28 protein-coding genes and 1 tRNA gene are annotated in these 25300 nt (G+C 62.6%); 18 read left to right on the forward strand and 11 right to left on the reverse strand.

Going from position 1 to position 25300, the window contains the following annotated elements; genetic code table 11:
- Positions 1 to 87 precede the first annotated feature (87 nt).
- On the forward strand, positions 88 to 381 hold the full coding sequence (locus tag X750_RS142980) for a GYD domain-containing protein (protein WP_023672447.1): 294 nt from the start codon (positions 88 to 90) through the stop codon (positions 379 to 381).
- A 69-nt stretch (positions 382 to 450) separates the two neighbouring features.
- A complete protein-coding gene (locus X750_RS142975; protein ID WP_023697082.1) occupies positions 451 to 831 on the forward strand; it encodes a DCC1-like thiol-disulfide oxidoreductase family protein in 381 nt (126 codons plus the stop codon).
- Between the two features lie 45 nt (positions 832 to 876).
- Here the strand turns inward: X750_RS142975 and X750_RS142970 are convergent, their stop codons facing one another.
- A complete protein-coding gene (locus tag X750_RS142970) occupies positions 877 to 1134 on the reverse strand; it encodes a DUF2798 domain-containing protein (RefSeq protein WP_023672449.1) in 258 nt (85 codons plus the stop codon).
- 272 nt (positions 1135 to 1406) lie between these two features.
- Here X750_RS142970 and X750_RS142965 point away from each other — a divergent pair, with 272 nt between their 5' ends.
- Positions 1407 to 2084 carry a PadR family transcriptional regulator gene (locus X750_RS142965; protein ID WP_023733292.1) on the forward strand — a complete coding sequence of 226 codons (678 nt, stop codon included), beginning with the start codon at positions 1407 to 1409 and terminating at the stop codon, positions 2082 to 2084.
- A 101-nt stretch (positions 2085 to 2185) separates the two neighbouring features.
- Entirely contained in the window at positions 2186 to 2479 is a 294-nt protein-coding gene (locus X750_RS142960; RefSeq protein WP_023701148.1) for an HlyU family transcriptional regulator, read from the forward strand.
- Between the two features lies 1 nt (position 2480).
- Here the strand turns inward: X750_RS142960 and X750_RS142955 are convergent, their stop codons facing one another.
- From X750_RS142955 to X750_RS142945, 3 genes are all read right to left on the reverse strand, one after another.
- A complete protein-coding gene (locus tag X750_RS142955; protein WP_023733291.1) occupies positions 2481 to 5057 on the reverse strand; it encodes a polynucleotide kinase-phosphatase in 2577 nt (858 codons plus the stop codon).
- Complete coding sequence (locus X750_RS142950) at positions 5054 to 6487, reverse strand: 3' terminal RNA ribose 2'-O-methyltransferase Hen1 (protein WP_245260775.1); 1434 nt, start codon at positions 6485 to 6487, stop codon at positions 5054 to 5056. Before X750_RS142950 ends, X750_RS142955 begins: the two co-directional genes overlap by 4 nt.
- 110 nt (positions 6488 to 6597) lie before the next feature.
- A complete protein-coding gene (locus tag X750_RS142945) occupies positions 6598 to 7233 on the reverse strand; it encodes an FMN-dependent NADH-azoreductase (protein ID WP_023672454.1) in 636 nt (211 codons plus the stop codon).
- A gap of 109 nt (positions 7234 to 7342) precedes the next feature.
- On the opposite strand from X750_RS142945, the gene X750_RS142940 reads away from it, so the two are divergent.
- On the forward strand, positions 7343 to 8299 hold the full coding sequence (locus tag X750_RS142940; protein ID WP_023748198.1) for a LysR family transcriptional regulator: 957 nt from the start codon (positions 7343 to 7345) through the stop codon (positions 8297 to 8299).
- On the opposite strand, the gene X750_RS142935 is transcribed toward X750_RS142940, so the two are convergent.
- A complete protein-coding gene (locus X750_RS142935) occupies positions 8232 to 8858 on the reverse strand; it encodes a TetR/AcrR family transcriptional regulator (RefSeq protein WP_023748199.1) in 627 nt (208 codons plus the stop codon). The genes X750_RS142940 and X750_RS142935 overlap by 68 nt on opposite strands.
- Before the next feature lie 66 nt (positions 8859 to 8924).
- On the opposite strand from X750_RS142935, the gene X750_RS142930 reads away from it, so the two are divergent.
- Both X750_RS142930 and X750_RS142925 read left to right on the forward strand, forming a co-directional pair.
- Positions 8925 to 9350, forward strand: coding sequence for a VOC family protein (locus tag X750_RS142930; RefSeq protein WP_023748200.1), 426 nt, complete (start codon positions 8925 to 8927; stop codon positions 9348 to 9350).
- Positions 9351 to 9444: 94 nt separating this feature from the next.
- Positions 9445 to 10356 carry an arginase family protein gene (locus X750_RS142925; protein ID WP_023748201.1) on the forward strand — a complete coding sequence of 304 codons (912 nt, stop codon included), beginning with the start codon at positions 9445 to 9447 and terminating at the stop codon, positions 10354 to 10356.
- A gap of 3 nt (positions 10357 to 10359) precedes the next feature.
- On the opposite strand, the gene X750_RS142920 is transcribed toward X750_RS142925, so the two are convergent.
- Positions 10360 to 11310, reverse strand: a complete 951-nt coding sequence (locus tag X750_RS142920) for a trypsin-like peptidase domain-containing protein (RefSeq protein WP_023748202.1) — start codon at positions 11308 to 11310, stop codon at positions 10360 to 10362.
- 169 nt (positions 11311 to 11479) lie between these two features.
- Between X750_RS142920 and X750_RS142915 the strand changes: the two genes are divergently transcribed.
- From X750_RS142915 to X750_RS142910, 3 genes are all read left to right on the forward strand, one after another.
- On the forward strand, positions 11480 to 12352 hold the full coding sequence (locus tag X750_RS142915) for a S1C family serine protease (RefSeq protein WP_023748203.1): 873 nt from the start codon (positions 11480 to 11482) through the stop codon (positions 12350 to 12352).
- Positions 12353 to 12360: 8 nt separating this feature from the next.
- Positions 12361 to 13068 carry a helix-turn-helix transcriptional regulator gene (locus tag X750_RS1000000165950; RefSeq protein WP_156932426.1) on the forward strand — a complete coding sequence of 236 codons (708 nt, stop codon included), beginning with the start codon at positions 12361 to 12363 and terminating at the stop codon, positions 13066 to 13068.
- A gap of 119 nt (positions 13069 to 13187) precedes the next feature.
- Positions 13188 to 14054 (forward strand): NAD(P)-dependent oxidoreductase, encoded by an 867-nt coding sequence (locus X750_RS142910; RefSeq protein ID WP_023741127.1) that lies wholly within the window; start codon positions 13188 to 13190, stop codon positions 14052 to 14054.
- A gap of 130 nt (positions 14055 to 14184) precedes the next feature.
- Here the strand turns inward: X750_RS142910 and X750_RS142905 are convergent, their stop codons facing one another.
- Together X750_RS142905 and X750_RS1000000167615 are read right to left on the reverse strand one after the other, a co-directional pair.
- Positions 14185 to 14700, reverse strand: a complete 516-nt coding sequence (locus X750_RS142905) for a TIGR00645 family protein (RefSeq protein ID WP_023672463.1) — start codon at positions 14698 to 14700, stop codon at positions 14185 to 14187.
- A 326-nt stretch (positions 14701 to 15026) separates the two neighbouring features.
- A complete protein-coding gene (locus X750_RS1000000167615; RefSeq protein ID WP_348524484.1) occupies positions 15027 to 15959 on the reverse strand; it encodes an OmpA family protein in 933 nt (310 codons plus the stop codon).
- Positions 15960 to 16049: 90 nt separating this feature from the next.
- Here X750_RS1000000167615 and X750_RS1000000167620 point away from each other — a divergent pair, with 90 nt between their 5' ends.
- The 4 genes from X750_RS1000000167620 (at position 16050) to X750_RS01000000163225 (ending at position 18430) form a co-directional block, all read left to right on the forward strand.
- Positions 16050 to 16661 (forward strand): hypothetical protein, encoded by a 612-nt coding sequence (locus X750_RS1000000167620; RefSeq protein ID WP_348524485.1) that lies wholly within the window; start codon positions 16050 to 16052, stop codon positions 16659 to 16661.
- 39 nt (positions 16662 to 16700) lie between these two features.
- Complete coding sequence (locus tag X750_RS1000000167095) at positions 16701 to 17318, forward strand: hypothetical protein (protein WP_245271900.1); 618 nt, start codon at positions 16701 to 16703, stop codon at positions 17316 to 17318.
- Positions 17319 to 17424: 106 nt separating this feature from the next.
- Entirely contained in the window at positions 17425 to 17871 is a 447-nt protein-coding gene (locus tag X750_RS142895) for a YcgN family cysteine cluster protein (protein ID WP_023672465.1), read from the forward strand.
- Positions 17872 to 18085: 214 nt separating this feature from the next.
- Positions 18086 to 18430 carry a hypothetical protein gene (locus X750_RS01000000163225; RefSeq protein WP_023672466.1) on the forward strand — a complete coding sequence of 115 codons (345 nt, stop codon included), beginning with the start codon at positions 18086 to 18088 and terminating at the stop codon, positions 18428 to 18430.
- 230 nt (positions 18431 to 18660) lie between these two features.
- On the opposite strand, the gene X750_RS142890 is transcribed toward X750_RS01000000163225, so the two are convergent.
- Entirely contained in the window at positions 18661 to 19371 is a 711-nt protein-coding gene (locus X750_RS142890) for an SIMPL domain-containing protein (RefSeq protein ID WP_023672467.1), read from the reverse strand.
- 135 nt (positions 19372 to 19506) lie between these two features.
- Here X750_RS142890 and X750_RS142885 point away from each other — a divergent pair.
- Positions 19507 to 19582: transfer RNA gene (locus tag X750_RS142885), tRNA-Ile, on the forward strand.
- Between the two features lie 215 nt (positions 19583 to 19797).
- On the opposite strand, the gene X750_RS142880 is transcribed toward X750_RS142885, so the two are convergent.
- Positions 19798 to 21486 carry a recombinase family protein gene (locus tag X750_RS142880; RefSeq protein ID WP_031243232.1) on the reverse strand — a complete coding sequence of 563 codons (1689 nt, stop codon included), beginning with the start codon at positions 21484 to 21486 and terminating at the stop codon, positions 19798 to 19800.
- On the reverse strand, positions 21483 to 21947 hold the full coding sequence (locus tag X750_RS1000000164920; RefSeq protein WP_031243234.1) for a DUF2924 domain-containing protein: 465 nt from the start codon (positions 21945 to 21947) through the stop codon (positions 21483 to 21485). The genes X750_RS142880 and X750_RS1000000164920 overlap by 4 nt, the downstream gene beginning before the upstream one ends.
- A gap of 129 nt (positions 21948 to 22076) precedes the next feature.
- Here X750_RS1000000164920 and X750_RS142875 point away from each other — a divergent pair, with 129 nt between their 5' ends.
- From X750_RS142875 to X750_RS142865, 3 genes are all read left to right on the forward strand, one after another.
- Positions 22077 to 23063: a 5'-nucleotidase gene (locus X750_RS142875; protein WP_084567180.1), complete on the forward strand. Its 987-nt coding sequence runs from the start codon at positions 22077 to 22079 to the stop codon at positions 23061 to 23063.
- Positions 23064 to 23764: 701 nt separating this feature from the next.
- Entirely contained in the window at positions 23765 to 24229 is a 465-nt protein-coding gene (gene rnk, locus X750_RS142870; protein WP_023748208.1) for a nucleoside diphosphate kinase regulator, read from the forward strand.
- A gap of 160 nt (positions 24230 to 24389) precedes the next feature.
- Positions 24390 to 24953 (forward strand): hypothetical protein, encoded by a 564-nt coding sequence (locus tag X750_RS142865; RefSeq protein WP_023748209.1) that lies wholly within the window; start codon positions 24390 to 24392, stop codon positions 24951 to 24953.
- Positions 24954 to 25300: the final 347 nt, after the last annotated feature.

The following is a 25300-nucleotide window of genomic DNA, read 5'->3' on the forward strand; positions in this document are numbered from 1 at the left end:
CGGATGCATGTTCTGGGCGAAAAAACCGGATGTCCGCCCCGGCTGATGTCCTCAGCCGTGCTCCGTGGCGCCGGAGGGAGGTGTGTGATGACAACCTACATCCTGCTGATGAACTGGACGGAACAGGGCGCCAGAAACATCCGAGAGTCGCCGAAGCGGCTCGATGCCGCCAAGAAGCAACTGGCCGACATGGGCGGCTCGTTCAAGGCGTTTTACCTGACTATGGGCGAATATGACATGGTGGCGATTATCGAGGCGCCCGACGATGCTGTGCTTGCTCGTTTCGCCCTGATGCTGGCAACGGGTGGCAGCGTCAAGACGCGAACGCTCAAGGCTTTCCCGGAATTTGCCTATCGCGAGATCGTCACTTCGCTTGGATAGCGCTGGGCGCGGGTCCGTGCGGCTCGGCGTCTTATTGCGGGGCCGTGCCGTCAGGGTGATAGTCGCGCCATGTCCAAGCCTGCGCTGACCGTCTGGTACAACACACGCTGCCCGGTTTGCGATGGCGGCATCACCCGGCAGAAACGGCGGCTGATCGAGGCGATCAAGGCCGGGCGGATCGAATTCCGCGACATCAACCTCGAACCGGCGGCGCTCTCTGGCTACAGCGCCTCGCTGGAGGACATACGCCGCCGGCTGCATGCCACCGATGCCGAAGGCAGGCTGCTGGTCGGCGCCGATGTCGCGGTTGCCGTCTGGCGGGCGACGCCGGGCGAGGGCTGGCTGGCGACGCTCTTCGGCAATCCGGTCGCGCTGCCGCTGACGCGCTTGGCCTATGATCGTTTCGCCGATCTTCTCTATGCCTGGAACCGGCGCAAGGGCCGCTGGTAGCGAGGCAAGGCCCGAAGATATCTGCGGGCCTTACCGTCATGGGCGTTACCGGGACGCCGGCTCGCAAAGCCAGCCGACAATGCGGCGCACCGCCGGCAGCACCATGAGCAACGTTGGGAACGCTACCAGCCAGGACAGGCCCCAGGCAGTGAGCCAGACAGCCGGCAAATCAGGTTGCAGTCCAAGGCTTTTCAGCGTCGATATGAACGAGACGATGAAGGTCATCAGCAGCGACAGCACCAGCGGACTGACGATCGCGGCATAGCGCGCCGGCAGCTTGCCGCGCTTACGGGTCGTGGTCATTTTTGGATTTTCCTGAAACATCCGGTCCGTCGCATTTGGCATCCATTGCGCCGGGTTTCCGGCGGAACTGCCCGGAAAGACCGGGGTGGATGCGTTGCTTGACGTCAGACGCTTACGGAGAGGTTTTGGCCCTCACGCGCTTTCTAGCTGCCGGCGGCGGCGAAATCAACCTTCTGGCGCCGCCTTTAGATACATCGTAAGATATATCTTGACTCGTCGGCGGGGCAAGCCTAATTAAGATGTATCGTAAGATATAACTCAAGGAGCAATTCATGCATAGACATCATCCCTTTGGCGAGCGCGCCGAGCGCGCATTCCTGCACATGGCAGGCAAATTTGGTGGAAGAGGGGGCAGCGGCTTTGGTCCGTTCGGCCATGGCGGACGTGGCGGTGGACGCGGCGGCCCGGGCGACATGTTTCGCGCCGGGCGCATGCTGGCCGACGGCGATCTCAAGCTGATCACGCTGTCGCTGCTGGCCGAGGCGCCTCGCCACGGCTACGACATCATCAAGGCGCTGGAAGAGCGCACCAGCGGCATCTACAGCCCGAGCCCGGGCGTCGTCTATCCGACGCTGACCTTCCTGGAAGAGGCCGGCTATGCGGCTTCAGCCGCCGACGGCAACAAGAAGGTGTTTTCGATCACCGAGGCGGGCCAGGCGCATCTCGCCGAGAACCGCGAGATGATCGACGGCGTGCTGGAGCATCTCGAGCGCTTCGGCCGCAAGATGGCGAAAGCGCGGGACTGGTTCGGCTGGAACGACGACGGCGAGGAAGGCGGACGGCGTGGTGGACGGGGTCGCTCGGAAGCCCGCGAGGAGTTCCGCGCCGTGCGTCACCGGCTGCGTGCCGCGCTCGGCGATCTCGTCGACGCGTCGGCTGAAAAGCAGGCCGAGGCGATTGCAGTCCTGGAAGCCGCCGCTGAAGCCCTGGAAGCGCTATCGCGCGGTTGACCCCTGGCGAGAACGCTTGCCCGTTCGACTGAGGAACGGTACTGAAAATCATCCTGCACCGCGAGACGTGGTGCAGGATGATTGCCGTTGGAGGAAGCCCCATGTCTTTTCTGAAGCGTCTTTTCGGTGGTGGCGGTGAGGGGGGCGAGCCCAAGAGCGCAGCACCGGCAAAGCAGGTTGAGCACAAGGGATTTTTGATCAGTGCCACGCCCTACAAGGCGGAGGGGGGCCAATACCAGACCTGCGGCGTGGTTTCGAAGGAAGTCGACGGCGTGATGAAGGAACACAAATTCATCCGCGCCGATCGCTTTGCCGGACTGGGCGACGCCGTCGACATCTCGATCAAGAAGGGCATGCAACTGGTCGACGAGCAAGGCGAGAGGATGTTCGGGTAGCCTACAGCCTCGGATCGATTGGCTCGCTCTCCAGCGCCAGGACGCCGAAAACACACTCGTGAACACGTCGCAGCGGTTCCTTGGCGACAAACCGCTTCAGTGCCTCGTGACCGAGCGCGAACTCTCTGAGCGCCAGGCTGCGCTTGCCACCCAAGCCTCGTTCGCGCAGGCGCACGAGATTGTCCGGCGCATCGTATTCGGGGCCATAGATAATGCGAAGATACTCCTGGCCGCGCACTTTCAGCGCCGGTTGCATGAGCCCCTTCTTGTTTCGGCTGACGAAGTCGTGCGGCTTCACTACCATCCCTTCGCCGCCTGAGTCGGTCAGCGTCTCCCACCAGGCGACGGCCTCCGCACAAGAACCGGCATCGGCCAGGTCAACCATCCGCCATTGCGTTCGCGTTACCACGCCGCCCCCGGCAGCCAGACGGTCCGCAAGCGTCATGTGCCAAACGTGGTTCTGGTCGTACCAGACGCATCCCTCACTTGCCAGCAGGTGGAACGGCGCGACCTTCAGGTCGTCGACGCCCGAGACCGGCCACACGTAAGGCGCCCAGGCAGTGGCGTATCTGGCGGCACGCGCGGCGCGGTCCTCAATGCGAGCCTTGAGCGCGGCCGTATCCACGCCGCGTGCCATCGCACGGGCCAGCGCTTCGCGGCTGGCCTGGAGCCCAGCGGCCGCAGACGTTGCCACTGGGGCGTACTGGCTTTCAATCAGGCTGCTTGCCTTGGCCGACCATGGCATGATCTCGGTGTCCAGCAGCAACCAGTCGCTGTTCAATTCCTGCCATAGATCCGCAGCGTCGACGCTGGCGCGCAGGCGATTGAGCAGGCGCTCCGTCATGCCGCTGTCGCTGAAAAAGGAGCGTCCGGTCCGGGTCCAGATCGCGCCTGTCTCGTCGCCAGATACCCCGAACCGGTCGCGCGCCGTCTGCGCGTTTCGGCACAGAGCGATGACTGCCCGCGAACCCATGTGCTTCTCTTCGCACAGGATTTGGGTGACGCCACGCTCGCGGAAATGACTGAGAGCTTCCTCGGGGCGTTCCAGCCAGCCGGCTTGGCTGCTGGTCTCGGATGGCGACATTGTCGGCGGCAGATATACCAGCCACTGCGGCGACAGCGCGAAGCGGCTCATCACCTCAAGTGCCGCCGACGCGTTCTCCTCGGCCACGACAACCCTGCCTTTCAGTTCGGTCTCGATCCAGCGTCGCCCAGAGACATCCTGATAGTCGAGCACGCCGTCGGCATCGGCCTGTGCCGATTTGCCAAGGCCCGGTCCACCGAGGGGACGCACGGGTTCGGACCAGGTCTCGACTGCCGGCACGTCGACCAGTTCGCGTTCCGGCCAGCGCAAGGCAGTCAGCTTGCCGCCGAACACGCAGCCGGTGTCGATGCAAAGCGTGTTGTTGACCCACTCCGCCAACAGCACCGGCGTGTGCCCGTATACTACGCTGGTTTTGCCCCGATAGGCGGCTGCCCAGTCGGCACGGACGGGCAGGCCAAATTCGTCGATTTCGCCCGTGGTTTCGCCATAGAGGGCGAACTCGCGCACCGCGCCGGAACCGCGCCCGATCATCTCTTCCTTGAGTCCGGCATGTGCCACGGCGAGGCGTCCGCCGTCCAGCCAGACGTGGCTGCGCAGGCTGTCGAGGAAGGCCGGCAAAGCCTCTCGCAGGCCGCGATCCTGAGCGTCCAACTGGTCGATGGTTTGCTGCAGGCCGTGGGCGATCGTGACCTTGCGGCCTTCCAGCCAGCGGCTGAGTTTGCGTTCGTGATTGCCCTGGACACAGTAGGCGGTTCCCGCCGCGACCATGCTCATGGCGATGCGCAAGACGTCGGGCACGTTGGGACCACGATCGACGAGGTCGCCGACAAAGACGATCTTGCGGCCTTCTGGCGGCGTTACAGTGACGGTCCGATCACCATGGCCGTCGGACCAGGCGATGCTGTAACCGAGCTGACAGAACAAGGTCTGAAGTTCGTCGGCGCAACCATGGACATCACCTATGACGTCGAAAGGACCGCAATCGTCGCGCTTGTCGGTCCATAATGGCTGACGCGAGACCTTGGCCGCGTCGATACTGGCCTCGCCGGTGAGCTTCCAGACCTGACGGAAACCTTCGCGTTGCAGGCCGCCGAGGCCCTTGCGAATTTCGTTCGTCATGCGCTGGGCAACGCCGGCGCCGAAGGGACGATCGGCTCGTAGCGCGTTGCGGGCGACGCAAACATCAACACCCGGATCGATGACCACGGCGACCGGCAAAGCGTGCCATTTGCGCGCCAGCTCGACCCACGCCTTGCGATCAGCGGGTCGCACATTGGTCGCGTCGATGACGGCCAGCTTTCGATGCTTGAGCCGTTTGCCGGCGATTTCGCGCACCAAATCAAAAGCGTCGGCCGAGACATCCTGATCAGTCTCGTTGTCGCTGACGAACGCGCGGCAGCGATCCGACGAGATGATTTCGGTCGGCAGGAAGTGCCTGGCGGCGAAGGTCGACTTGCCCGATCCCGTCGAGCCGATCAGCACGACGAGGGCGAAGTCAGGGATGGTGAGGTCGGTCTTGTCTGGCTCTCTCATCGGGTGAACACCGCCATCTGCGTCGGCGCGCCGAGCACGGGGTCCACGGCTCCGATGCCACTTAAGGCGGCGCTATAGCCATAGATCTCGCCGATCCTGGCCGCCCAGGCTTCAAACCGAACCCGGCCCCATTCGAAACGGTGATCCGGATGGCGAAAAGCGCCGGCGGCCAGACTGGGGAACAAGGGGTTGTAGTCAGCGTTCGGCGTAGTCACGATCACGAATTTTGGCGCTGTCTCGCCGAAGATAATACGCTCGATCATTGGCAGCCGGTCTTCGTCGAGATGTTCGATGACCTCGACCAGCACCGCGACGTCGGCTTCCGCCCATCGGCTGTCGCGATATGTCAGCGATCCGTGCAGCAGCGTGACCCGGTCTTCAGGCGGTCCCCCGAACTCGTTCAGTTTGAGACGCTTGGCGGCCCATTCCAGTTCACGAATAGCGGGGTCGAGCCCGAACAGCTTGTGGACCCATTTTTCGCGCACGAGCCGATAGAGCAGCTTGCCTTCGCCACACCCCAAATCTGCAACACTGGTCCCTCCGGTCGCCCGAATGGCTTGCACCACGGCGTCCATGCGCAGGTCGTTCAGCCGGATGGGCGCCTCCAGCGCTTGCTCAGGTGCAGCCCAGGCCTCGGGGGGTAGGACCTCATTGGCCGTCTCCGGAGCCAGCCGCTCCAGGGCGATGCGGGCCAACGCACCTCGGTTGCGCAGATAACGGCGCACGATCAGGTCTTTGGCTGGGTGGTTTTCCAGCCAGCCCTCGCCCTTGGACAGCAGCTTGTCAATCTCGGCCTCGCCCACCCAGTAGTGCTTGGTGTCGTCCATCACCGGGATCAGGACATAAAGGTGGTTGAGCAGGCTGCTTAGGCGGCCGGTGCCAGTCAGCCTCAGATGACCGTATCGTGGTCCACCCGCGCCAGATCCGACAGTTTCGACCGGCGCCAGGTTGACGGTCCATCCCAGCGGTTCGAATAGATCTCGAACCAGGGCCTCGCCGCCACGCATCGGCAGCGGGGTCACCACAGCTTCGAGCGGGAGGTCGCTATCGGCCAGTTGCTGGCGCTCCTTCGAGATGCCGGTCATCGCTGTCCGCAGTACCTTGTTCAAAGCCACAGACAGAAATGACGATGCCGTATAAGGTCGGTCGTTTACATATTGATCCAGCAAGCCCTCTGCCTGGCCTTTGCCCCGAACGAGCCCTATCGGATCGACATCGAGCAGAAGCACAGCCTCACAACGCTCATCGGTCGCCTCCGGATAGAACAGCCAGGCCTTGCCGAAGGATAGGTCAGTCTCGTGCAGACGTTCGGGATGCTTGTGCAGCAAGAAGCCGAGATCTGTGGCTGGATGATGGGTTGTCGCGACGGAAAGGAACATCAGCGACCGATAACGCAGACAGGCCGAATAACCAATGGCGTTGCGCGGCAATCTAGTAACGCGATAGATCCGTTTTCGACACGCAACCTATCGCGCCGCCTGACAAGGAAAAAGGCAGGCGCCGAAGCGCCTGCCTTTTCAATGCGAATGACGGGGTGTGCTTACGCGGCGATTTGCGCGCTCGCGGTCTTGGCCACCACGGCATCGACCTTGGCCGTCGCATTGGCGAGCGCGGCGGTGACGGCATCAGGGCCCATGCCGACGCCTTCGATGCGGATGACGTCGACATCGGTCATGCCGAGAAAGCCGAGCACGCCGCGCAGATAGGGGATGGCGTGATCGAACTGCACGGCCGCACCTTCGGAATAGATGCCGCCCGAGGCGAGTACGATATAGACCTTCTTGCCGGTGACGAGGCCCTTGGGACCACCCTCGCCATAAGAGAAGCTCTTGCCGGAGCGGGAGATGTGATCGACCCAGGACTTCAGGGTCGAGGAGATGTTGAAGTTGATGAAGCCGGTGGCCAGGATCACGGTGTCGGCTGCGAACAGTTCGTCAAGCACGATGTCGGAGACGCCGACGACTTCGGCCTGGCGCGGCGTGCGGGCTTCAACGGGGGTGTAGATGCCGGTCGCATAATCGGTGTCGATATGCGGCAGCGGGTTGGCCACGAGGTCGCGTACGACGAGCGTATTCGACGGGTCGGCGGCGACGAGCTTTTCAGCGAATTCGGTAGCGATACGGGTCGAGTGCGAGGCAGCGCCGCGCGGGCTCGAGGTTACAAGCAGGATAGACATAGCGGTTCTCTCCAGTGGGAATTGATTTCTCCCGCCTGATATGGGCCTACCGACCCATTCAAAAAACTGGTATATTTTCTATATGATCCATCCATAAAGTAGGTATGCCGTGCAGCCCAATCCGACGCTCGACCAATTGCAGATCCTGGTTGCGGTCGCCGACACCGGCAGCTTCTCAGCCGCCGGCCGCAAGCTTAACCGCGCGCAGTCCGTCATCAGCTACGGCATCGCCAATCTTGAAGCGCAGCTTGGCCTGAAACTGTTCGAGCGCGAGGGCACGCGCGAGCCGCAGCTGACCGAAATCGGCCGGGCGATGCTGGAGGACGCCCGGCGCATGGTCGGCGTGCTGCAGCGCATCCGTTCGCGTGCCGACGGTCACCATCAGGGGCTGGAGGCTGAAGTTGCGCTATCGGTTGACGCGGCGCTGCCCTCGCCGGTGCTGGTGCGGGTGCTGAAGGCGTTCGAGGCGCAGTTCCCGACCGTGATGATGCGACTGCATATCGGCACGCTCGGTCTGATCCCCGACCATGTCGTCAGCGGACAGTCGGATCTTGGCATCGGTGGCTTGCTGGGCGAGGTCGACGTGCATCTCGTGCGCATCGGCTTCATGTCGATCGTGCTGGCTGCCGCCCCCACCCACCCTCTGGCACTGCTGCCGAAACCGGTGGCGCTCGAGGATACGCGAGAGCACACCCAGCTGGTTGTCAGCGACCAGTCGGAACGCACCAAGGGACGCGACTTCGGCGTCTTTGCCTATCGTACATGGCGGCTGACAGATGTGCGTATCAAGCATACGTTGATGCGCGAGGGGCTGGGCTGGGGCGGGTTGCCGCGCTGGCTGATCGCGGACGATTTGGCCAGCGGCAGGCTGGTCGAACTCGACCTTGAACCTTTTAGCGAGGTGCGCTCATCGCTCTACGCCATGCACCGCGCCGACCGCAGCCCGAAACCGGCGGCGGCCTGGCTGATCGACCAGTTCAAACGCCAGCTCGGCTGCTTCAACGAGTTCGACCCGGACGACCTGCCTGAGGGCGAGCCGGAGACAGCCCATCGATCAGAGCCATGAGCACGGCGCGATAGTCTTCGGCCGAGGCGCCGGCCTCGACGGCAAGTGCTGCGCGGTCGAAGGCGGCGGCGAGCAAAGCGGTCAGCGCATCGGCAGGCAGTCTGGTCATCGACTGTTCGCGCATCGCCGCAACCAGGCCTTCGCGCAGCGACCGGTTGCCGTGGTGATTGTCGATCGCATCCATGGCGGCGCGGCCAAGCACGGCCGGCCCGTCGAGCAGCAAAAGCCGCGTGCGGCCGGGCGCGCGCATGGCGGCGAGATAGGCGTCCGAGCCGGCAATCAGCGCATTGCGGGCAAACAAAGAAGGCGGCGAGGCGCGCTCGATCTCTTGCGCCACCGCCGCCGCCTCCTGCTCGACCACGGCGGCAAACAGCGCCTGCTTGTCGGCAAAGTGGTGATAGAGCGCGCCGCGGGTGACGCCGGCGGCCGCAACGATCTCCGGCGTGCCGGTCTCGGCATAGGACTTTTCGATGAACAGTTTGCGCGCCGCAGCGATCAGGTCGGCGCGCGTCGCTTCGGTGCGGTCGCGGTTGGAGCGGCGCGGGGTTTCTCGTTGCATACATGCAGCCTGTATGTTATTTCGAATTACATGCAAACTGTATGTTGGCTGACGGGAGAAAGAAAGATGAAGACGACGAGCTATTATCCGGTGCTGATGACGGGCGACGTAGCCGGCACGAAAGCCTTCTATATCAATCACTTCCGCTTCAAGCCGCTGTTTGCGAGCGACTGGTATGTGCATCTGCAGTCTGCCGAGGATCGCCGGGTCAATCTCGGTATCGTCCAGGGCGACCACGAGACGATCCCCGAGGGGGGGCGCGGCCGCACATCGGGGCTGCTGATCAATTTCGAGGTGAGGGATCCTGATGCTGTCTATGAACGGATCGTTGCGGCCGGCCTGCCGATCCTGTGCCCGCTGCGCGACGAACCCTTCGGCCAGCGCCATTTCATCACCAGGGATCCCAATGGCGTGCTGATCGACGTCATCAAGCCGATCCCGCTCGGCCCGGAATTTCAGGCGCAATTCGCGGCGGGCGCGGCGGGCGCCTGAACGATGGCAGCAAATGTCGGCAGCGGCTCCGGCCGCTGTGGCCGGACCCGCACCATGCGGTCTATGTTGGTGACGTTGAAGCTGGGCCTGCCGCATGCGTGACATCTGCCTTGTTCGGGCGCCATCCAATCTCGGCCTTCGGCCCTTGGAGCCGGGCCATGTGCCCGGCACCTGGCGTGCGCCGCAGGCGCTGAGCCAAGCTGGTTTGATCGAGTCGCTGGCGCCGGGGCGGGTGGTCGATCTCGACAGACCCGCCTACAGTACCGAACCGCAACCGGGCACTAGGCTGCGTAATGGTCCGGCGATCCGCCGCTTCAACCTCGATCTTGCCGAGATCGTCACCGGTGCGCTTGGGCAAGGCGAGTTCCCGCTGATCATCGGCGGCGACTGCTCGATCCTGCTTGGCGCACTGGTCGCCGCGCGGCGCTCGGGCGCGGTCGCCCTGATCCATGTCGATGGCCACAGCGATTTCCGCCATCCCGGCAACTACGATGTCAATGCCTCACTCGGCTCGGTTGCCGGCATGGATCTGGCACTTGCCACCGGACGCGGCGAGGCTTTGCTGGCGCAATGGCCAGGTGTTGTCGGTCCGCTCGTCGCCGACGAGGCGGTGGTTCAGATCGGCGAACGCGAGAGCCGCGATGCCGATTTTGCCTGGCCCGACATCAATGCGACCGCCGTCACGCGCATCGACGTCTTTGCCGCGCAGGAACTCGGCGCGGCTGGAGTGTTGCAAAAGACAAGAGCGACGCTGGCGCGCGCCGGCTGTCCCTACTGGCTGCATCTCGATGTCGATGTGCTCGACCAGACGGTGATGCCGGCGGTGGATTCGCCCGGCAGCCCCGGCATCGATCCCGATGAACTCGTTGCCATTCTGTCGGCGCTGGCAGCGGACCAGCGCTGCACCGGCTTGGACATGACGATCTACGATCCCGACCTCGACCCGACCGGTGACCTTGCTCGACTGCTGGTGTCGCTGCTCGGGCGGGTGCTCAAGCCTCAATAAGGCTCAGCTCGCCCTTGCTACCGGCGTCACCGTCACCTGGCTGACGCCGGTGCGGCGCACCACTGTGCACAGCGTCTCGCGGCCGATGCGTTCGGCGTCGAGCATGCGCACGAGGTCGTCGACGCCGGTGACCGGGCGACCGTCTATTGCCGCGATGATGTCACCTTCCCGGAGGCCGGCCTTCGCCGCCGGGCCATCCTTCTCGACGCTGCGCAACCGCACCGCCGTACTGGTAGTCACCTGCGACAGGAGCGCTGCGCGGCGCGGCAGGTTGGTGGTGTCGGCCGAGATGCCGATGAAGGCGCGCCGCACGCGGCCGAAGCGGATGATCTCCGAAATGACGAAATTGGCGGTGTTGGAGGCGACCGCGAAGGCGATGCCTTGCGCGCCGTGGATCATGGCAGTGTTGACGCCGATGACCTCGCCTGCCGACGACACCAGCGGTCCGCCGGAATTGCCGGGATTGAGCGCGGCATCGGTCTGGATGACATCGTCGATCAGCCGCCCGGTCGAGGCGCGCATCGAACGGCCAAGTGCGGAGACCACGCCTGACGTTACGGTCCATTCGAAGCCGAGCGGATTGCCGATGGCAATGGCGATCTGGCCGCGCCGCAGCCGCTTGGAATCGCCGAGCGGCGCGACTTCGGTGAAGCTGCCATCGGCGCGCACCAGCGCGATGTCGGTGTCAGGGTCGCGGCCTAGCACGCGGCCTTCGCTGGAGGCGCCGTCGGGCATAGAGACGCGCACCGTTTTGGCATCGCCAACGACATGGAAATTGGTAACGACCAGCCCGTCCGGCGCGATGACGAAGCCGGAGCCATGGCCACCTTGGCCACCGACGCGCTCGATGCGGCAGACGGCTGGGCCGATGCGGTCGACGGCGTCGGCGACTGTCGTCGAATAGGCGTCGAGCAGTGTGTCGTCGGTTTCGAATTTGTGGGCGGCGAGGGCCATTGGCGGGGCTCCGTGTTTTCAGGCGCGATGATGACTATATGTGCGGAGCGGCTCGAACTGCCGCGACCTGACCAGATGGCCAGTCAAACCAGTAACTAGCCGTCAGACGAGTACCTCCGGGCGCACTGCCGAGCGATATCTGGGGCATGAGAAAACCCAGGAGATCATCATGAGTGACTTCAACCTTAATGCATTTTCCGAGGCCATCGCCGATCTCGCCGCCAAGGCTGCGCCGGCAACCGCAAGTTTCGCCACCCATCACCATCGCACCGCCAGCGCCTTCCACTGGCGTGACGGCTATTTCGTCACCGCCGAGGAAGCTGTCGAGGCCGGTGAGGAGATCGAATTGACATTGGCTTCGGGCGAAGCGGTGAAGGCCGAACTGGTCGGTCGCGATCCGTCGACCGGCGTAGCGCTTCTGAAGCCGGCCGGCGCGGCCGCGGCGTCTGCGCTCGCCAAGGCGGATGGGGTGCGGCCGGGCAACGTCGCCATCGCTGTCGGCAGCAGTCAGGGCTCGGCGCTGGCTGTCTCGGGCTCGGTCGGCGAGGTCGGCCCCGCCTGGCGCTCGATGCGCGGCGGCACCATCGATCGGCGCATCAATCTCGCCGTCAATGCCGGCGGCCGTTTCGAGGGCGGGCCGGTGCTTGACGCCAAGGGCGCGCTGATCGGCATGCTGCTGTTTGGGCCACGTGGTCGTGCGCTGGTCATGCCTTATGAGACGATCGAGCGGGCCGTGGCGACGCTGCGTGAAAAGGGCCATGTCGCGCGCGGCTATCTCGGCGCCGGCCTGCACCCGATCCGTGACGGCGCGGCGCGCGGCGCCATGGTCATGAGCCTCGACGACAATGGTCCGGCCAAGGCCGCCGGCCTTGCGCTGGGCGACATCATCGTGGCGTGGAATGGCGAGGCCGTGCACGGCCCGCGCGAACTGATCCGAAAGCTTGGGCCGGATAGCGCGGGCGCCGCGGTGACGCTCGGCGTGGTGCGCGGCGGCGAGCAGCGCGACGTCGCGCTGACCGTCGGTGAAAAACCGCTGAGCTGAGAGGGCCGATGGAAAGCGACACGCTGACAAGGCCGGAGGCGGGTGGGCCGGAGGTGGGTGGGCCGGAGGTGGCGGGCGGCGGACGCCAGCTCGTGGTGCTGATCGCGCTGCACGATGCCGCGCGTGCCGAGCGCCTGTCAGCTTCGCTTGCCATGGCGGACGATCTGCTTCCGGTCGTGGCCGGCAGCGGGATTGCCGACGTCGCTGTCGTCGATGACGCTGTTGCGAACAGTGCGGCCTGGCTCGATCGGCCCGATGGTGGCAACAGCGCAATCCCACGGGTGCTGCTATCCGCGAGCGCTGGCCGGCCGGAAAACCGGGTGCTTGCCGTGCTGCCTTTGGCGTCGGATGCGAATCTGATCGCGGCTGCCGTCAGACTGGCGGCGGCCGGCTACCGGGTGTCCAGGGATGGGCGTTCGACGCCCGCTCGCCACGACGATTTCGATGGCGCCGCCAACGGCGGAAGCCATAGCGGGCTGTTCGGCGAGGAGCCGTTGGACGATGGCGCTACCGCCCGTCCGGCGCTGTCGCCGCGCGAGGCCGAAGTGCTGGCGCTGCTGGCCGAAGGCGCGCCCAACAAGGTGATCGCGCGGCGGCTGAACATCTCCGTGCACACGGCAAAGTTCCACGTCGCCGCGATCCTGATCAAGCTGGGTGCTGCGAACCGCACGGATGCCATCGCGATCGCGATGCGGCAGGGCCTAGTGCTGGTCTAACCCCCTTATCCATTTGAGCCTACGTTGCGTAACCCGTTGCAGGCTGCCGAGGCCTTGCGCGGTGCATTGCCGCCGCGCAATGGTTCGCGTCAGTGATGTAGCAAGGGAGGTGCCAAGACATGTCGCTCAAGGGAAAGACGCTGTTCATCTCCGGCGGGTCGCGCGGCATCGGTCTTTCGATCGCGCTGCGAGCTGCGCGCGACGGCGCCAATGTGACGATCGCGGCCAAGACCGCCGAGCCGCATCCGAAGCTGCCGGGCACGATCTACTCGGCAGCTGAGGAGATCGAGCAGGCCGGCGGCAAGGCGCTGCCTGTTTTGTGCGACATCCGCGAGGAGGCGCAGGTGGCTGAGGCGGTTGCCAAGACCGTCGAAAAGTTCGGCGGCATCGATATCTGCGTCAACAATGCCAGCGCCATCCAGCTCACCGGCACGCTGGAGACGGACATGAAGCGCTACGATCTGATGCACCAGATCAACACGCGCGGCACCTTCCTGGTGTCGAAAATGTGCATTCCGCACCTGAAGTTGGCAAGCAATCCTCACATCTTGAATCTGGCGCCGCCGCTCGACATGAAGGCCAAATGGTTCAAGAACCATGTCGCCTACACCATGGCCAAGTTCGGCATGTCGATGTGCACGCTGGGGATGAGCGCCGAGTTTGCCAAGGACGGCATCGCGGTCAATTCGCTGTGGCCGATCTCGACCATCGACACGGCTGCGGTGCGCAATCTGCTCGGCGGCGCGACGGTGGCGGCGATGAGCCGCTTACCCGACATCATGGCCGATGCCGCACACGCCATCTTCCTGCGCTCATCGCGCGAGACATCAGGCAATTTCTACATCGATGAAGAGGTGCTGCGGGCCGAGGGCGTGACCGATTTCGCGGTCTATGCGCCGGGCGCGACCGGGCCGCTGGCCGGAGACTTTTTCGTGCCGGACGCGGTATTTGCCAATTCGCCGACGAACGTCAAAAGCATCTACTGACGGAAATCACGGGCCGACGGCGCTGCTTCCTCATCCACCTGCCGGCGTTTTTCGAAAAACCAAGCAATTGGCTTTTCGCCCGCTGTGCGGACCAGCCTCACCTCCCCATGAACGGGGAGAAAGGGGCTCATCACTCCTCGCCCTTCTTGCCTTTGCTCAGTCCCATCAGCCGGTCGATATAGGCCAGCATCAGCGCCGAGACGACGAAAGCGAGGTGGATGATGGTCAGCCACATCAGCTGGTCGATCGTATAGGAAGACGAATTCAGGAACACCTGCAACAGGTGGATCGAGGAAATAGCGACGATGGTCGAGGCGACCTTGACCTTCAGCGAACCGACATCGATCGTACCCAGCCAGTGCACACCGCCATCCTGGTCGTCGAAGCGGCTGACGAAATTCTCGTAGCCGGAGATGATCACCATCACCACCAGCGAGGCGACAAGTGCGGCGTCGATGAGGCCGAGCATCTTCAGGATGGTGTCGGTGTCGTCGAGTGTGAAGGCGACCATGACGAACTCGTAGAGTTTTTTGCCGAAGGACAGCGCATAGACGGCGAGCGCCAGGGCCAGCCCGATGTAGAAAACCACCAGCAGCCAGCGTGAGGCGAGGATGATCGATTCGATGGCGAGTTCGAGACGTTTCATGCAGCGGTTCCGGTCAGCTTTCTGAGGTCGACTGGGGTATTTCGATCAGCTTGCCGCAGTTTGCAAGGCAAATTGCGACGCAAAAAAACCCCGCCGGGAGGGCCGGCGGGGTTCAATGCATCCCGCTGGAGTCGGGACGGGGCAGGGAACGCCCAGGCTTGAATCTGGGGAGGGCGGCCGCTCTATTCAATGAGCCGGTTCTAATACCAGTACAATTCTTGCTGAACCGGGATTGCTGTCCGCAGCTCGACCCATCCCGATCTGCCGGGATGGGTCCTTGTTGTCGATCTGATTCCAGAAAGCTGCTCAAGCCATTGGAAAGCAGATCAATTGTTACTCGCCACCGGTGCCACCAGCGAGGTGATGCGACGGATGCCGACACGGCGGTTCTCGCGGTTGGGCGCCGTGGTGTTGACCTTCAGGTATTCCTCGCCATAGCCCTGAGTGGTCAGGTTTTCCGGCGGGATCCCGAAGGCATTGGTCAGCGCTTCGGCGACAGACTCAGCGCGCCGGTCGGACAGAGCAAGGTTTGCTTCCGGCGTGCCAACCGCATCGGTGTGGCCTTCGATCAGGAAGGTTTCGGCCGGGTTCTTCTTCAACAGTTTCTCCATGGCCGTGGCGACGCCTTCCAGTTTCTGCACTTCGGTATCGGATATCGAGGCCGAGCCGAACTCGAAGTTCAATGTATCGAGGTCGACGCGACGGGCAATGTCGCGCACGCGCGCCGAACGCTTCACTTCGTCGATGGAATAGAGGCGCTGGACCTTCTCCACCGGCGGTTGTTCGAGGAACTCGTAATAATCGTCCGGGCTTTCGACATCTTCCGAATCGAGGATGTACTCGCGGCGCGGGATGGTGAGCCGCATCGGCGGCAGGTCGTCACCGGGATCGCGCCAGTCATTGTCGTCATCATAGCTGCGCTCGTCGACATAGCTCAGCACATATTCGTGCCCATCCGGCGTGATGCGCGATCGCCTGATGACGTCGCCATTGCGGTTGCGGATGGTGACGATCTGGATGCCATTGTCGCGCTCGACGATTTCGCGGGTGCGGTTGCCCGACAGATCCTCGTAGTAAACATTCCTGGCGCCGCGGTGCATGCGCGGGGCGTCATTGCTTTGCACGATCGTCTGGTTGTTGAACTGCAGGATGACGCGGTCGCCGAGTTCCCGGACGACGTCGACGCCTTTCGGACGCCGGCGGTCGCGGATGTTCTCATCGGGTGCACGCTCGACGCGTTTGCCTTTTTCCTCCGTCACCGGGGCGATCTTTTCTGGCTGAATTGCCTGCTGAGCCGACTTGTCGTCGGTGGGCGGCGGTCCCTGGTCGACCGGAGCCGGCTTTGGGGCTTGCGCTTCGGTGCCGCCCTGCGCGGGCTGCTCGCCCGTCTGGCCGCCAGCATTTTGGCTATTCCCATTTTGGCCGTCGCCATTCTGGCTGTTGCCGCCCTGGTCCTTGCGGTGCTTGCGCCTGGCATCCTTCTGGCTGTCCAGAATGGGTGCTTCGTCGGGGTTGGCCGTGGCTTCGCCCTGCGCCGGCGTCTCACCTTGCGCGGGCTGCTCGGCATTGGCCGGTTGCTCCGCAGGCTGTTGTTCACTGGTCGCAGGCTGCTGTTCACCCGTCACTGGCTGTTCGCCGACAGTTTTTTTGCCGTGCTTTTTCGCCTGATCCTTCGGCTGTTCACCTTCGGCGGGAGCGGCTTGCTGATCGGCCGGGGGCTGAATCGGCTCGGCCTGCGGCGCGGGCTCTCCGGCAGGCGCAACTTTGACGTCTGGCGCTTTGTCGGCAGGCGCGGCCTCAATCTGCTGATCCTGCTTGCGCTTTTTCTTGCCCGACTTGTTTTCGTTTGCCGGCGCCACCTGTTCGGTGGGCGCTGCTTGCTCGGCAGGCTGCTGGGCCGGCTGTTCAGCGGGCGCCGCTTCGATCTGCTGTTGGTCGCGCTTCTTCTTGCGTGGCTTTAGCGGCTGTTCTTCATTTGCTGGAGCTACCTGTTCGGCCGGTTGTTCAGCCGGTGCTGCCTCGATCTGCTGCTGGTCACGCTTCTTCTTGCGTGGCTTGAGCGGCTGCTCATCGGTCGCCGGCGCTGCCTGGGCGCCGCCCTCATCCGTAGGCGCCGCCTCGATCTGCTGCTGTTGATTGCGCTTCTTTTTGCGCGGCTGCTGTTCCTCGGCGGCAGGTGCGGCCTGTTCGGCCGGGGCCTGCTCGGTCTGCTGCTGATCCCGCTTCTTCCTGCGCGGCTGTTGTTCCTCGGCGGCAGGGGCGGGTTGCTCTGCAGCCGGTGCAGGCTGCTCGGCGGCCGGCGCTGCCTGTTCGGCCTGCTGGCGTTTCTTTTTGCGCGGCAGTTCCTGGTCGGGCTGCTGACCATCTGCAGCAGGGTCGTCCTGGACCAGGATCAGTGGCGCGGCCGTGTGCTGCAAGGGGCCGAAAACGGCGTTGCCGTGCAACGGGGATGCGCCCAACGGCGCGGATGCCATAAGCAGGCCAAGTGCCGTACCTGCCAGTACCCGTGGTTGGCGTTTCATCTTAAATTCTCCTTGTGGGGTCCCATCCCTGCCCAAACTGTCCTTGACCGGATTGGTTCCGGTTTGCAGGCATTACCCGCACCCAAGGACGATTGACCGGCGTTTTGAAGGCAACTTCATGTTTTTCGTATGGTGCGGCCGGAATTTGAAGTCACACAACAGCTTGACCTTGCCGCATGCGGAGGCCACATCTCAGCCCGTAATGGAAACGCCGTTCTGGAAGACCAAGACGCTGGAAGCGATGACGCCCACCGAGTGGGAATCGCTGTGCGACGGCTGCGGCAAATGCTGCCTGTCTAAACTCGAGGACGAGGATACCGGCGAGATCTACTGGACATCAGTCGGCTGCCGGCTGTTCGATGGGCAAAGCTGCCGCTGTTCGGACTATGCCAACCGGCTGGCGCGCGTGCCCGACTGTGTCGGGCTGACGCCGCAGAATGTGCGCACCATCACCTGGCTGCCGAAAACCTGCGCCTACCGGCTGGTTGCCGAGGGGCACGACCTCTACTGGTGGCACAGGCTGGTGTCGGGAAGTGCCGAGACCGTTCATGATGCCGGCATCTCCATGCGCGGCCGCGTCCGCGCCAGTGAGACCGATCTGGCCGAGCCGGACGATTATTTCGACTATATGCTCGACGACGAGCCCTGAGCAAACGGACGTTGCCATAGGGCGTTCTGCGCCATTGGACGTTTTTGACGGTCAGGATCGTTTGCAGCGGTGGAAGGGGCGGTTGCTTTCAACCTGTCGGGTAGATTAACCGAAAATGAACGGCCGGTTCGCGAAGAGTTCAGATTGCAAGGAGCATTCTCCCCCCATCAGTTCGACCAAGACGGGCGCAAGCCCTCAACAAGGAGAGAAGACAATGTTCAACTCATTCAAGACGGCAGCCCTTTCGGGTCTCGTAGCTCTCGGCACCCTTGCCGCAGTGCCCGCTCAGGCGGACTCGATCTATCTCGGCTTCGGCAACAACCACGACCGCCGCGTCGGCGTCTACACCGGCGACGATGAGGACGGCTTTCGCCGTGACCGCAATTGGCGCCGCTGCTCGCCGGACCGCGCTCTCGACAAGGCCGAGCGCATGGGCCTGCACCGCGTCCGCATCGTCGATGTCAATCGCCGCGTGGTGAAGGTCGCCGGCCGCCAGTATGGCGATCGCGTGGTGGTCGTGTTCGCCAATGAGCGCGGCTGCCCGGTTATCTATCGCTAAGAGAACCAGACTGATCTTCTGCGAAGGTCGATCCGGAGGCATGATCCTCCGCGAGGATCAGCCTGGAGTAGCGGCATGACCCTTCTAGGGTCAGCCAGGAGCCCCTTTCCCTCCGCGGAAAGGTGCGGCTCGAAAAAACCCCGGAGGCCAGTCCTCCGGGGTTTTTCATGTCGGAAATCTGCGGTTCCGGCCGACGGGTTCAGCAGAACCGCGCCCGGCCCGGCGGCCTGCTACTTAAGCTCGAATGTCACTGTTACCTGCACGGCGTAGGCATTCTCGCCGGCCTGCACGGGAACCGCGGCGCCTGCCGCATCGAAGGCCTTGGCATTGATCGGCATCGGCGCCGGCGCAACGTTCTGGTCGGTGATTTCCAGCACCCGGCCTATGCTGACGCCGGCGGCTTCGGCCAGCGTCTTGGCCTTGGCCATGGCATCGGCGACCGCCTTCTTGCGGGCTTCGGTGACGGCAGCTTTCGGATCCTCGTTGGAGAACGAAATGCCGCCGCCCTGGTTAACGCCGAGCGACACAGCCTTGTCGAGAATCTCACCTGTTTTGTCGATGTCACGGATGCGCACCGAGAGTGTGTTGGTCACCTGGTAGGCGACAAGCTCGGCTTCCTGGCTGCCGTCGGGCTTGTTGGTGTAGTTGTAACGCGGGTTAATCTGGATGCCGGCGGTCTGCAGGTCGCGGTCCTTGATCCCTGCCGATTTCATTGCCGCGATCACGGCGGCCATGGCGTCGTTGTTGGCGTCGAGTGCCGCGCGTGCGGTCTTGGCCTCGCGCATGACGCTGAGCGTCAGCAGCGCCAGGTCAGGCGCCACGGTCGACTGGCCTTCGCCCGACACGATGATGCGGGGCGGGGGCAGCGAATCGGCAGCGCTTGCCATCGCCGGAAAAGCGATCGCGGCGGCAAGTGCGAGCGGCAAAATATGTCTGGTCATGAAAAATCTCCTCGGTGTGCGATCCAGTCGCGCCTGTCGACTAGGGCGCGAATATGGGCTGATTTGGGCGATCTCGGCCAGCCCGTCCGGAAAGCCTTGTGCCGCGCAAGGAAAAACACTAATCCAGCGCGCGTGGGGCCTGTAGCTCAATGGTTAGAGCCGGCGGCTCATAACCGCTTGGTTGGGGGTTCGAGTCCCTCCGGGCCCACCATCCACATCCCCTCATTTTTTGGGTTTCCATCCGTCTCAGAATAGCTCCGACCTTTCCGTGGGTTAGCACCCGGTAGTGGGCAACACTTGGCCGAGACGACGCAGTGAGCGCCTGAAACACCTGACTTGTGGTCGTCCGTCTCTGTCGGGCGAATTCCGTAGCCAAGTGTTTGCCAAAGTGATGGGCGACTGATCGGCGAGATGCTCGCCGGATGATTAGAAGCCGAGGAGTGAAGCCTGGTCGGCCCAGGCAAGGGGGAGGTCCGACCATCGGGACAGCCGGTGCGCCGTTAGTTCAACAGGTTGATCACCTGCAACGATGTTGGCCGCAATTTTTGGAGCGAGGAAAGCGAAGGGCAATAGGCGGCTGACCTCGGATGTATCGGTGCCGTTGAGCATGGCAACGTCGGTAAGGCTGCGACCGACTCCGTCTGTAAGTTGGCTGAGATATAGCTGGGCGCGGCGCAGAAGGTTGATCAAGGCGGCATCGGGTGCCCGGTTGATGTTGGATCCGTTGGTAAGCACGATCCGCGTTTCGACGCCGCGACGCTTCATTCCGATTGGACATTCGATGGAAGTTACTTGGGCGCTATCGTTGGGTTGCAGCTTTCGGTCGAGAAGCAATTCCGATAGCAAGCGGCGATCCAGTTCGATGGTCAATAACCCAAGCTTGACGGTGATCCTGTGAACGATCTTTTGGAGCAGAGATCGCTTCGCATCCGTAGTGCCTGAAGCCCAACACGACCGCGTCTCGTCAACTCGCCGCATCGCTGCCTGGATTTCGCCAGAGTCTGCCCATTGCCGAATCCAATCAGACAGTTGGGCTTGATCACTGAGAATCAGATTGAGGCGATGCTCAACAACTGATTCAAGTGCGGGTGCCGGAAGACGCCAGCCCTCGGAACCTTTCCTGCGCTCATCGACGAACTGCTTTGAGACATAGTATCGGTAGCGAACACCTTGCTTGTTGGCATGAACCGATCGCAATTTCTCGCCCGCTTCATCAAAGAGCAGACCGGTGAGCAAATGGGCTTGCGTGACATTGGACTCGCTTCGCCGCCGCGGCGCCTGAGAGGCAAGTAGTGCCTGGGCCTCGTCGAACGTGGCAGACGTGACAATCTGCTTGTGCTCTCCATCGTAGACCTGATCCTTGTGCCTGATCTTGCCGACGTAGACCGGGTTCGAAAGCAGGTGGTAGAGGTTGCCGCGACCAAACGGCATGGTAACTGCAACTGATCCGTCTTTGAGGTGTCGCGATCGTGTGGAAACCCCGTCGCTCGCAGCCTCATCGACAAGGTCGCGCACTGACCTCAGGGTGAGATAGCGGGCGAACAGGTATCTGACTGTTTGTGCCTCGGTTTCGTCAATCACCAGCTTGCGGTACTCGACACGATAGCCCAGGGGCACCACGCCACCCATCCACATGCCTTTCTTCTTCGAGGCCGCGATCTTGTCGCGGATACGCTCTGCTGTAACCTCTCGCTCGAACTGGGCGAAGGACAAGAGCACGTTGAGCGTGAGCCTGCCCATTGAGGTTGTGGTGTTGAACTGCTGCGTGACCGAGACAAACGAGACGGAGCTGGCATCGAAGATCTCGACGATCTTGGAAAAATCCATCAGCGAACGGGTGAGGCGGTCGATCTTGTAGACGACCACCACATCGACCTCTTTGTCCCGGATGTCCTGTAGGAGACGCTGCAGGGCAGGGCGCTCCATCGTGCCGCCCGAAATCCCGCCGTCATCGTAGTGGCTTGGCATCAACTTCCAGCCAAGACCGACCTGCGATGCGATGAAGGCCGCGCACGCTTCGCGCTGGGCATCGAGCGAATTGAATTCCTGCTCCAATCCCTCTTCGGTCGATTTGCGAGTGTAGATCGCGCAGTTGAGGCGAGGGATTGCTGTCATAGGCCAAAGAACCTCGGGCCAGACCAATGGGCGCCGGTAATGCGGCGGGCGACAGCCGACAGCGATCCGTACGTCTTGCCATCGAGCACGAAGCCGTCATAGACCACTTCGATAACGTGCATCCGGCCATTCCATTCCCGCACCAGACGGGAGCCGATTCTTGGCGGAAGGGATCGTGGCGGGGACGTTAGTGCCTTATCCGATGACGCTGCTCGGACCGACGGAACACCGTCCTCGCGATCCGGTCCAGTATTGCTCGGTTGGACAGCCTTTACGTTGGACCGGCGCGCGTTGCCTGCTCCGAGTGTTTTCTTGACGGTCGAAGGTAAACCACCCAATCGCTTGGCCTGGAGATGCCAGGCGGCCGACCGTTCGAGCAACCCACGTTTGACCCCTTTGGGCGGCGGGCAGCCATAGGCCTTTTTCCATGCTGTGTCGATGCACCCAATTCCATCCGGCATTTGAAAAGTTAGGAAATCGCGATGAAATGACAGCGATCTGCAATGAACCGCAGATCTTCAATTCTTCGGAAATAAGTCAAATATAGAAAGGGCATTGCCTAGGCTGTCTTAATATCGGAGGAAGGGCAAATGGAAATCGCGGAAGCCTCTCTTACAGCCGAAGATGACAAGGGGAAAGGCGATCCAGGGTCTACGCTAAGGGCCAGCCCTCTCCGCATCGGAATCTCTACGCGCGCTCTTTTTGATCTGGAGGAGGAACATCGCGTATTCGAGAACTACGGCGTCAAGTCGTATGCGGCCATGCAGCTCGAACGCGAGGACGTGATCCTCCGCAGGGGTGCTGGCTTTGAGGTAGTCGAGCGGTTACTCGCGCTGAACGATCCTGAGGCTGCTCCGTATGTTGAAGTGATCCTTCTGTCCCAGAACTCGCCCGACCTCTCTCTCCGAGCGTTCAAGTCGATCGATCATTATGGGCTTGTCGTCAAGACAGGCAGTTTTACTAGCGGGCGGTCACTCGCTCCTTTTGTTCCTGCTTGGGGCATTGACCTATTTCTCTCAAACGCGGACACGGATGTAAAAGGAGCGGTGGACGGCGGAGCAGCCGCTGCTCGGCTTGGCTTGGCGCCCAAGGATCGTGCCGAAACACCCCAGGGCGAGGTCCGGGTCGCGTTCGACGGCGATGCTGTAGTGTTTGGCCCCGAGTCCGACGCAATCTACAAAGAAAAGGGCCTGGAGGCTTTCCTTGCGCATGAGACCGCGAACGCGAGCAATCCGATGGCGCGCGGCCCGTTTGGCAATTTTCTTCACAAGTTATCGGCATTGCGCCGAGTTTTCCTTAATGAGGGCAACGTGAGTAAGGTCCGCATCGCACTTGTCACTGCCCGGAATGCCCCTGCGCATGAGCGCGTAATTCGGACGCTGAGAGCGTGGGGAACACCGGCTGACGAGGCGCACTTCGTAGGCAGCCGTGAGAAAGCACCCATCCTGAAGGCGCTCGGGGCCCACATTTTCTTTGATGATCAAGAGAAGCACGTTTTAGGCGCGGCGGCAGTGGTTCCTGCCGGCCATGTTCCCGGACCTCACGATCCGGCTGCGCCGGTAATCCCGGCCGGCTGATTCTTCAGGATTAGATCTGGTTCGCTTTGACTGAGCGTCGGAACGTGACGGCATGCGCTCTGGGCATAGTGGAAGCCGAACGGCGGCTTTGCGCCTATATCGGCCGCTAGGCATCCCGTCACCCGAGCCTGAAACCGGACGTTCCCGTCATTGTGCACTTAGGCGGATCTTCCGCCATAAGCCGACATCAGTCTACTGCCTTGAGCCCGGCGATCTCGACGCGACGCACCGGCCGTCGGGTGTCTCGACACCGGCAGATTTCAGGACAGTTGGTGATCTGAGTTGACGAACTCGCGCCTATCCTGCGTGCCATCCTAGGCGGCTGCTCCCTCATGTCGCAAGCGCTGCTGCCCCAATCAGGACGTTTTCGGATCCCTCCGGACGTGGTCGATCCGCCGGCATCAGCGTTCTGGCTGGCGTGGGTCGCCTTGACTTCGCGGATTACGTCACCAACTATAGCTTATGAGCACCGCCGCCAAAATCCTTCGCGATTTTGTTTTCCGGGTTTGCCCCATCGCGGGATCATAACCCCCGGCTCGGCTGCCATGCGCCCCGAGCCGAGGGGCAACACTCCTAAGTCAACATGTGATCCGTAGGGTGCACCGGCTCTGGGCTTTGGTGCATCGACGAAGATTTTCCCGAATTGGCCAGTTCCCGCCACCTTTGATGACGGCTGGCCCAACTAGAATATGAGTATCCAAATGCAGAACAACACGAAAACCGGGCGTAAGCCAAACATCCGCATCTCGCAGTCGGACCATGCACGTTTATCGGTCCTTGCAAGCACAGTGGCCGCACGAAATCCGGAGGCGGCAGATGAGCTGCTCGCCGAACTCGAGCGCGCGCGCATCGTCGCCGATGGCTGGGTCTCCACCGGCACCGTCCGGATGGGCTCGATTGTGACGTTCAAGCCCGACACCGGCGATCGGAAAACCGTGACGCTGGTTTTCCCTGGCGATGCGGACATCTCGGAAGGCAAGGTTTCGATCCTCACGCCGATTGGCACAGCCCTGATCGGCCTCTCGGCTGGGCAGTCGATCATGTGGACCGCCCGGGACGGGCGTCGGCACGAATTGTTGGTGCTTGACGTGAGCCAGCCCGCTCCGGAAGGCGGTGTAGCCGATCGGCGCGCCCCAGCGTCTTCGACAATTGCTGCGGGCGTCTAGACATGGGCGTTTCCATCCGTCTCCTCAATCACGCGGGCAGCCTCATCGCGGGAGTGTGACCCCTGCGCCGGCCTGTCCTGGCCCGCACAGGGGTAGCTTTCCACACCCGATCAATTGCTTGACGCCGGATCCCTTCCACAGGGCCGGTTGGAGACGCACCATGCCCACTATCGATAGCTGCAAACTGACCACCAAGGACTACACGATTCTTGAAGTGATGCAGGAGCGCCGACTTGCCCGCGGCGATGCCTTCTCGGCTATCCTTCAACAGAAGATATCGAGCGCAGTTGTAGTGTTTCGGGAAGACATCCCGGCCACTGTCGTGACACTCAGTAGCCGAGTGGCTTATCGGGTGAACGACGGCCCTGCCGAAACCCGCATCGTCGCCCATGACGAGATACGTGGTCTGGTTGGCATGCTTTTGCCGATCACCAATTCGCGCGGCCTGGCGCTGCTTGGTCTGGCCGAAGGTCAGTCCATGTCCATTCCGACAGCGGACGGTGGCCTTGAAACGCTGTCTGTGCATGAAGTGGTCTATCAGCCAGAAGCCGCAAGGCGCGAGAGACTGAAGCTGGCGGGGGGAGCAGCGCCGGGCTCGTGGCGACCGGACGGGCCGGTTCTGCGCATCGTCCATCGTTCCGATGAGACGCAAGACAAAGTGGCAAACCATGTCATGGCGGCTTTAGACACCGGGTTCGACGACCCGGGTCCGTCAGCCGCCTGAAAGCTCGACTATCCCGAAGGCTGTGGAGGCGGATAGACAGGCGTTCCGTCAGCCCTTGCCTGCACTAAGTGAGGCCAACGAACCAGGATCTGACTATGGACGATTACGACGACCAGAAAGGCGCCGAGCCTTTGAAGATGTGCGAGCCGCCTTGAGAGGTTGGGTATTCTTCGCCGCTCTAATGACCGGAATGTTGGGCGTGGCCTACGCATTGAGCGAAATGTGGATGACCGACGAAGGTCGTCCAGTCCAGTACGCGACACCAGCTACGCAAGAACAGTACTCGCGTCTGGTTGACGAGTGGGTGACCGCAGTCGGAGTGCGTCCAGAGGAGTATGGGACACACT

Source organism: Mesorhizobium sp. LNJC391B00 (genome assembly GCF_000502535.1).
In the GTDB taxonomy this organism is placed as follows: Bacteria; Pseudomonadota; Alphaproteobacteria; order Rhizobiales; family Rhizobiaceae; genus Mesorhizobium.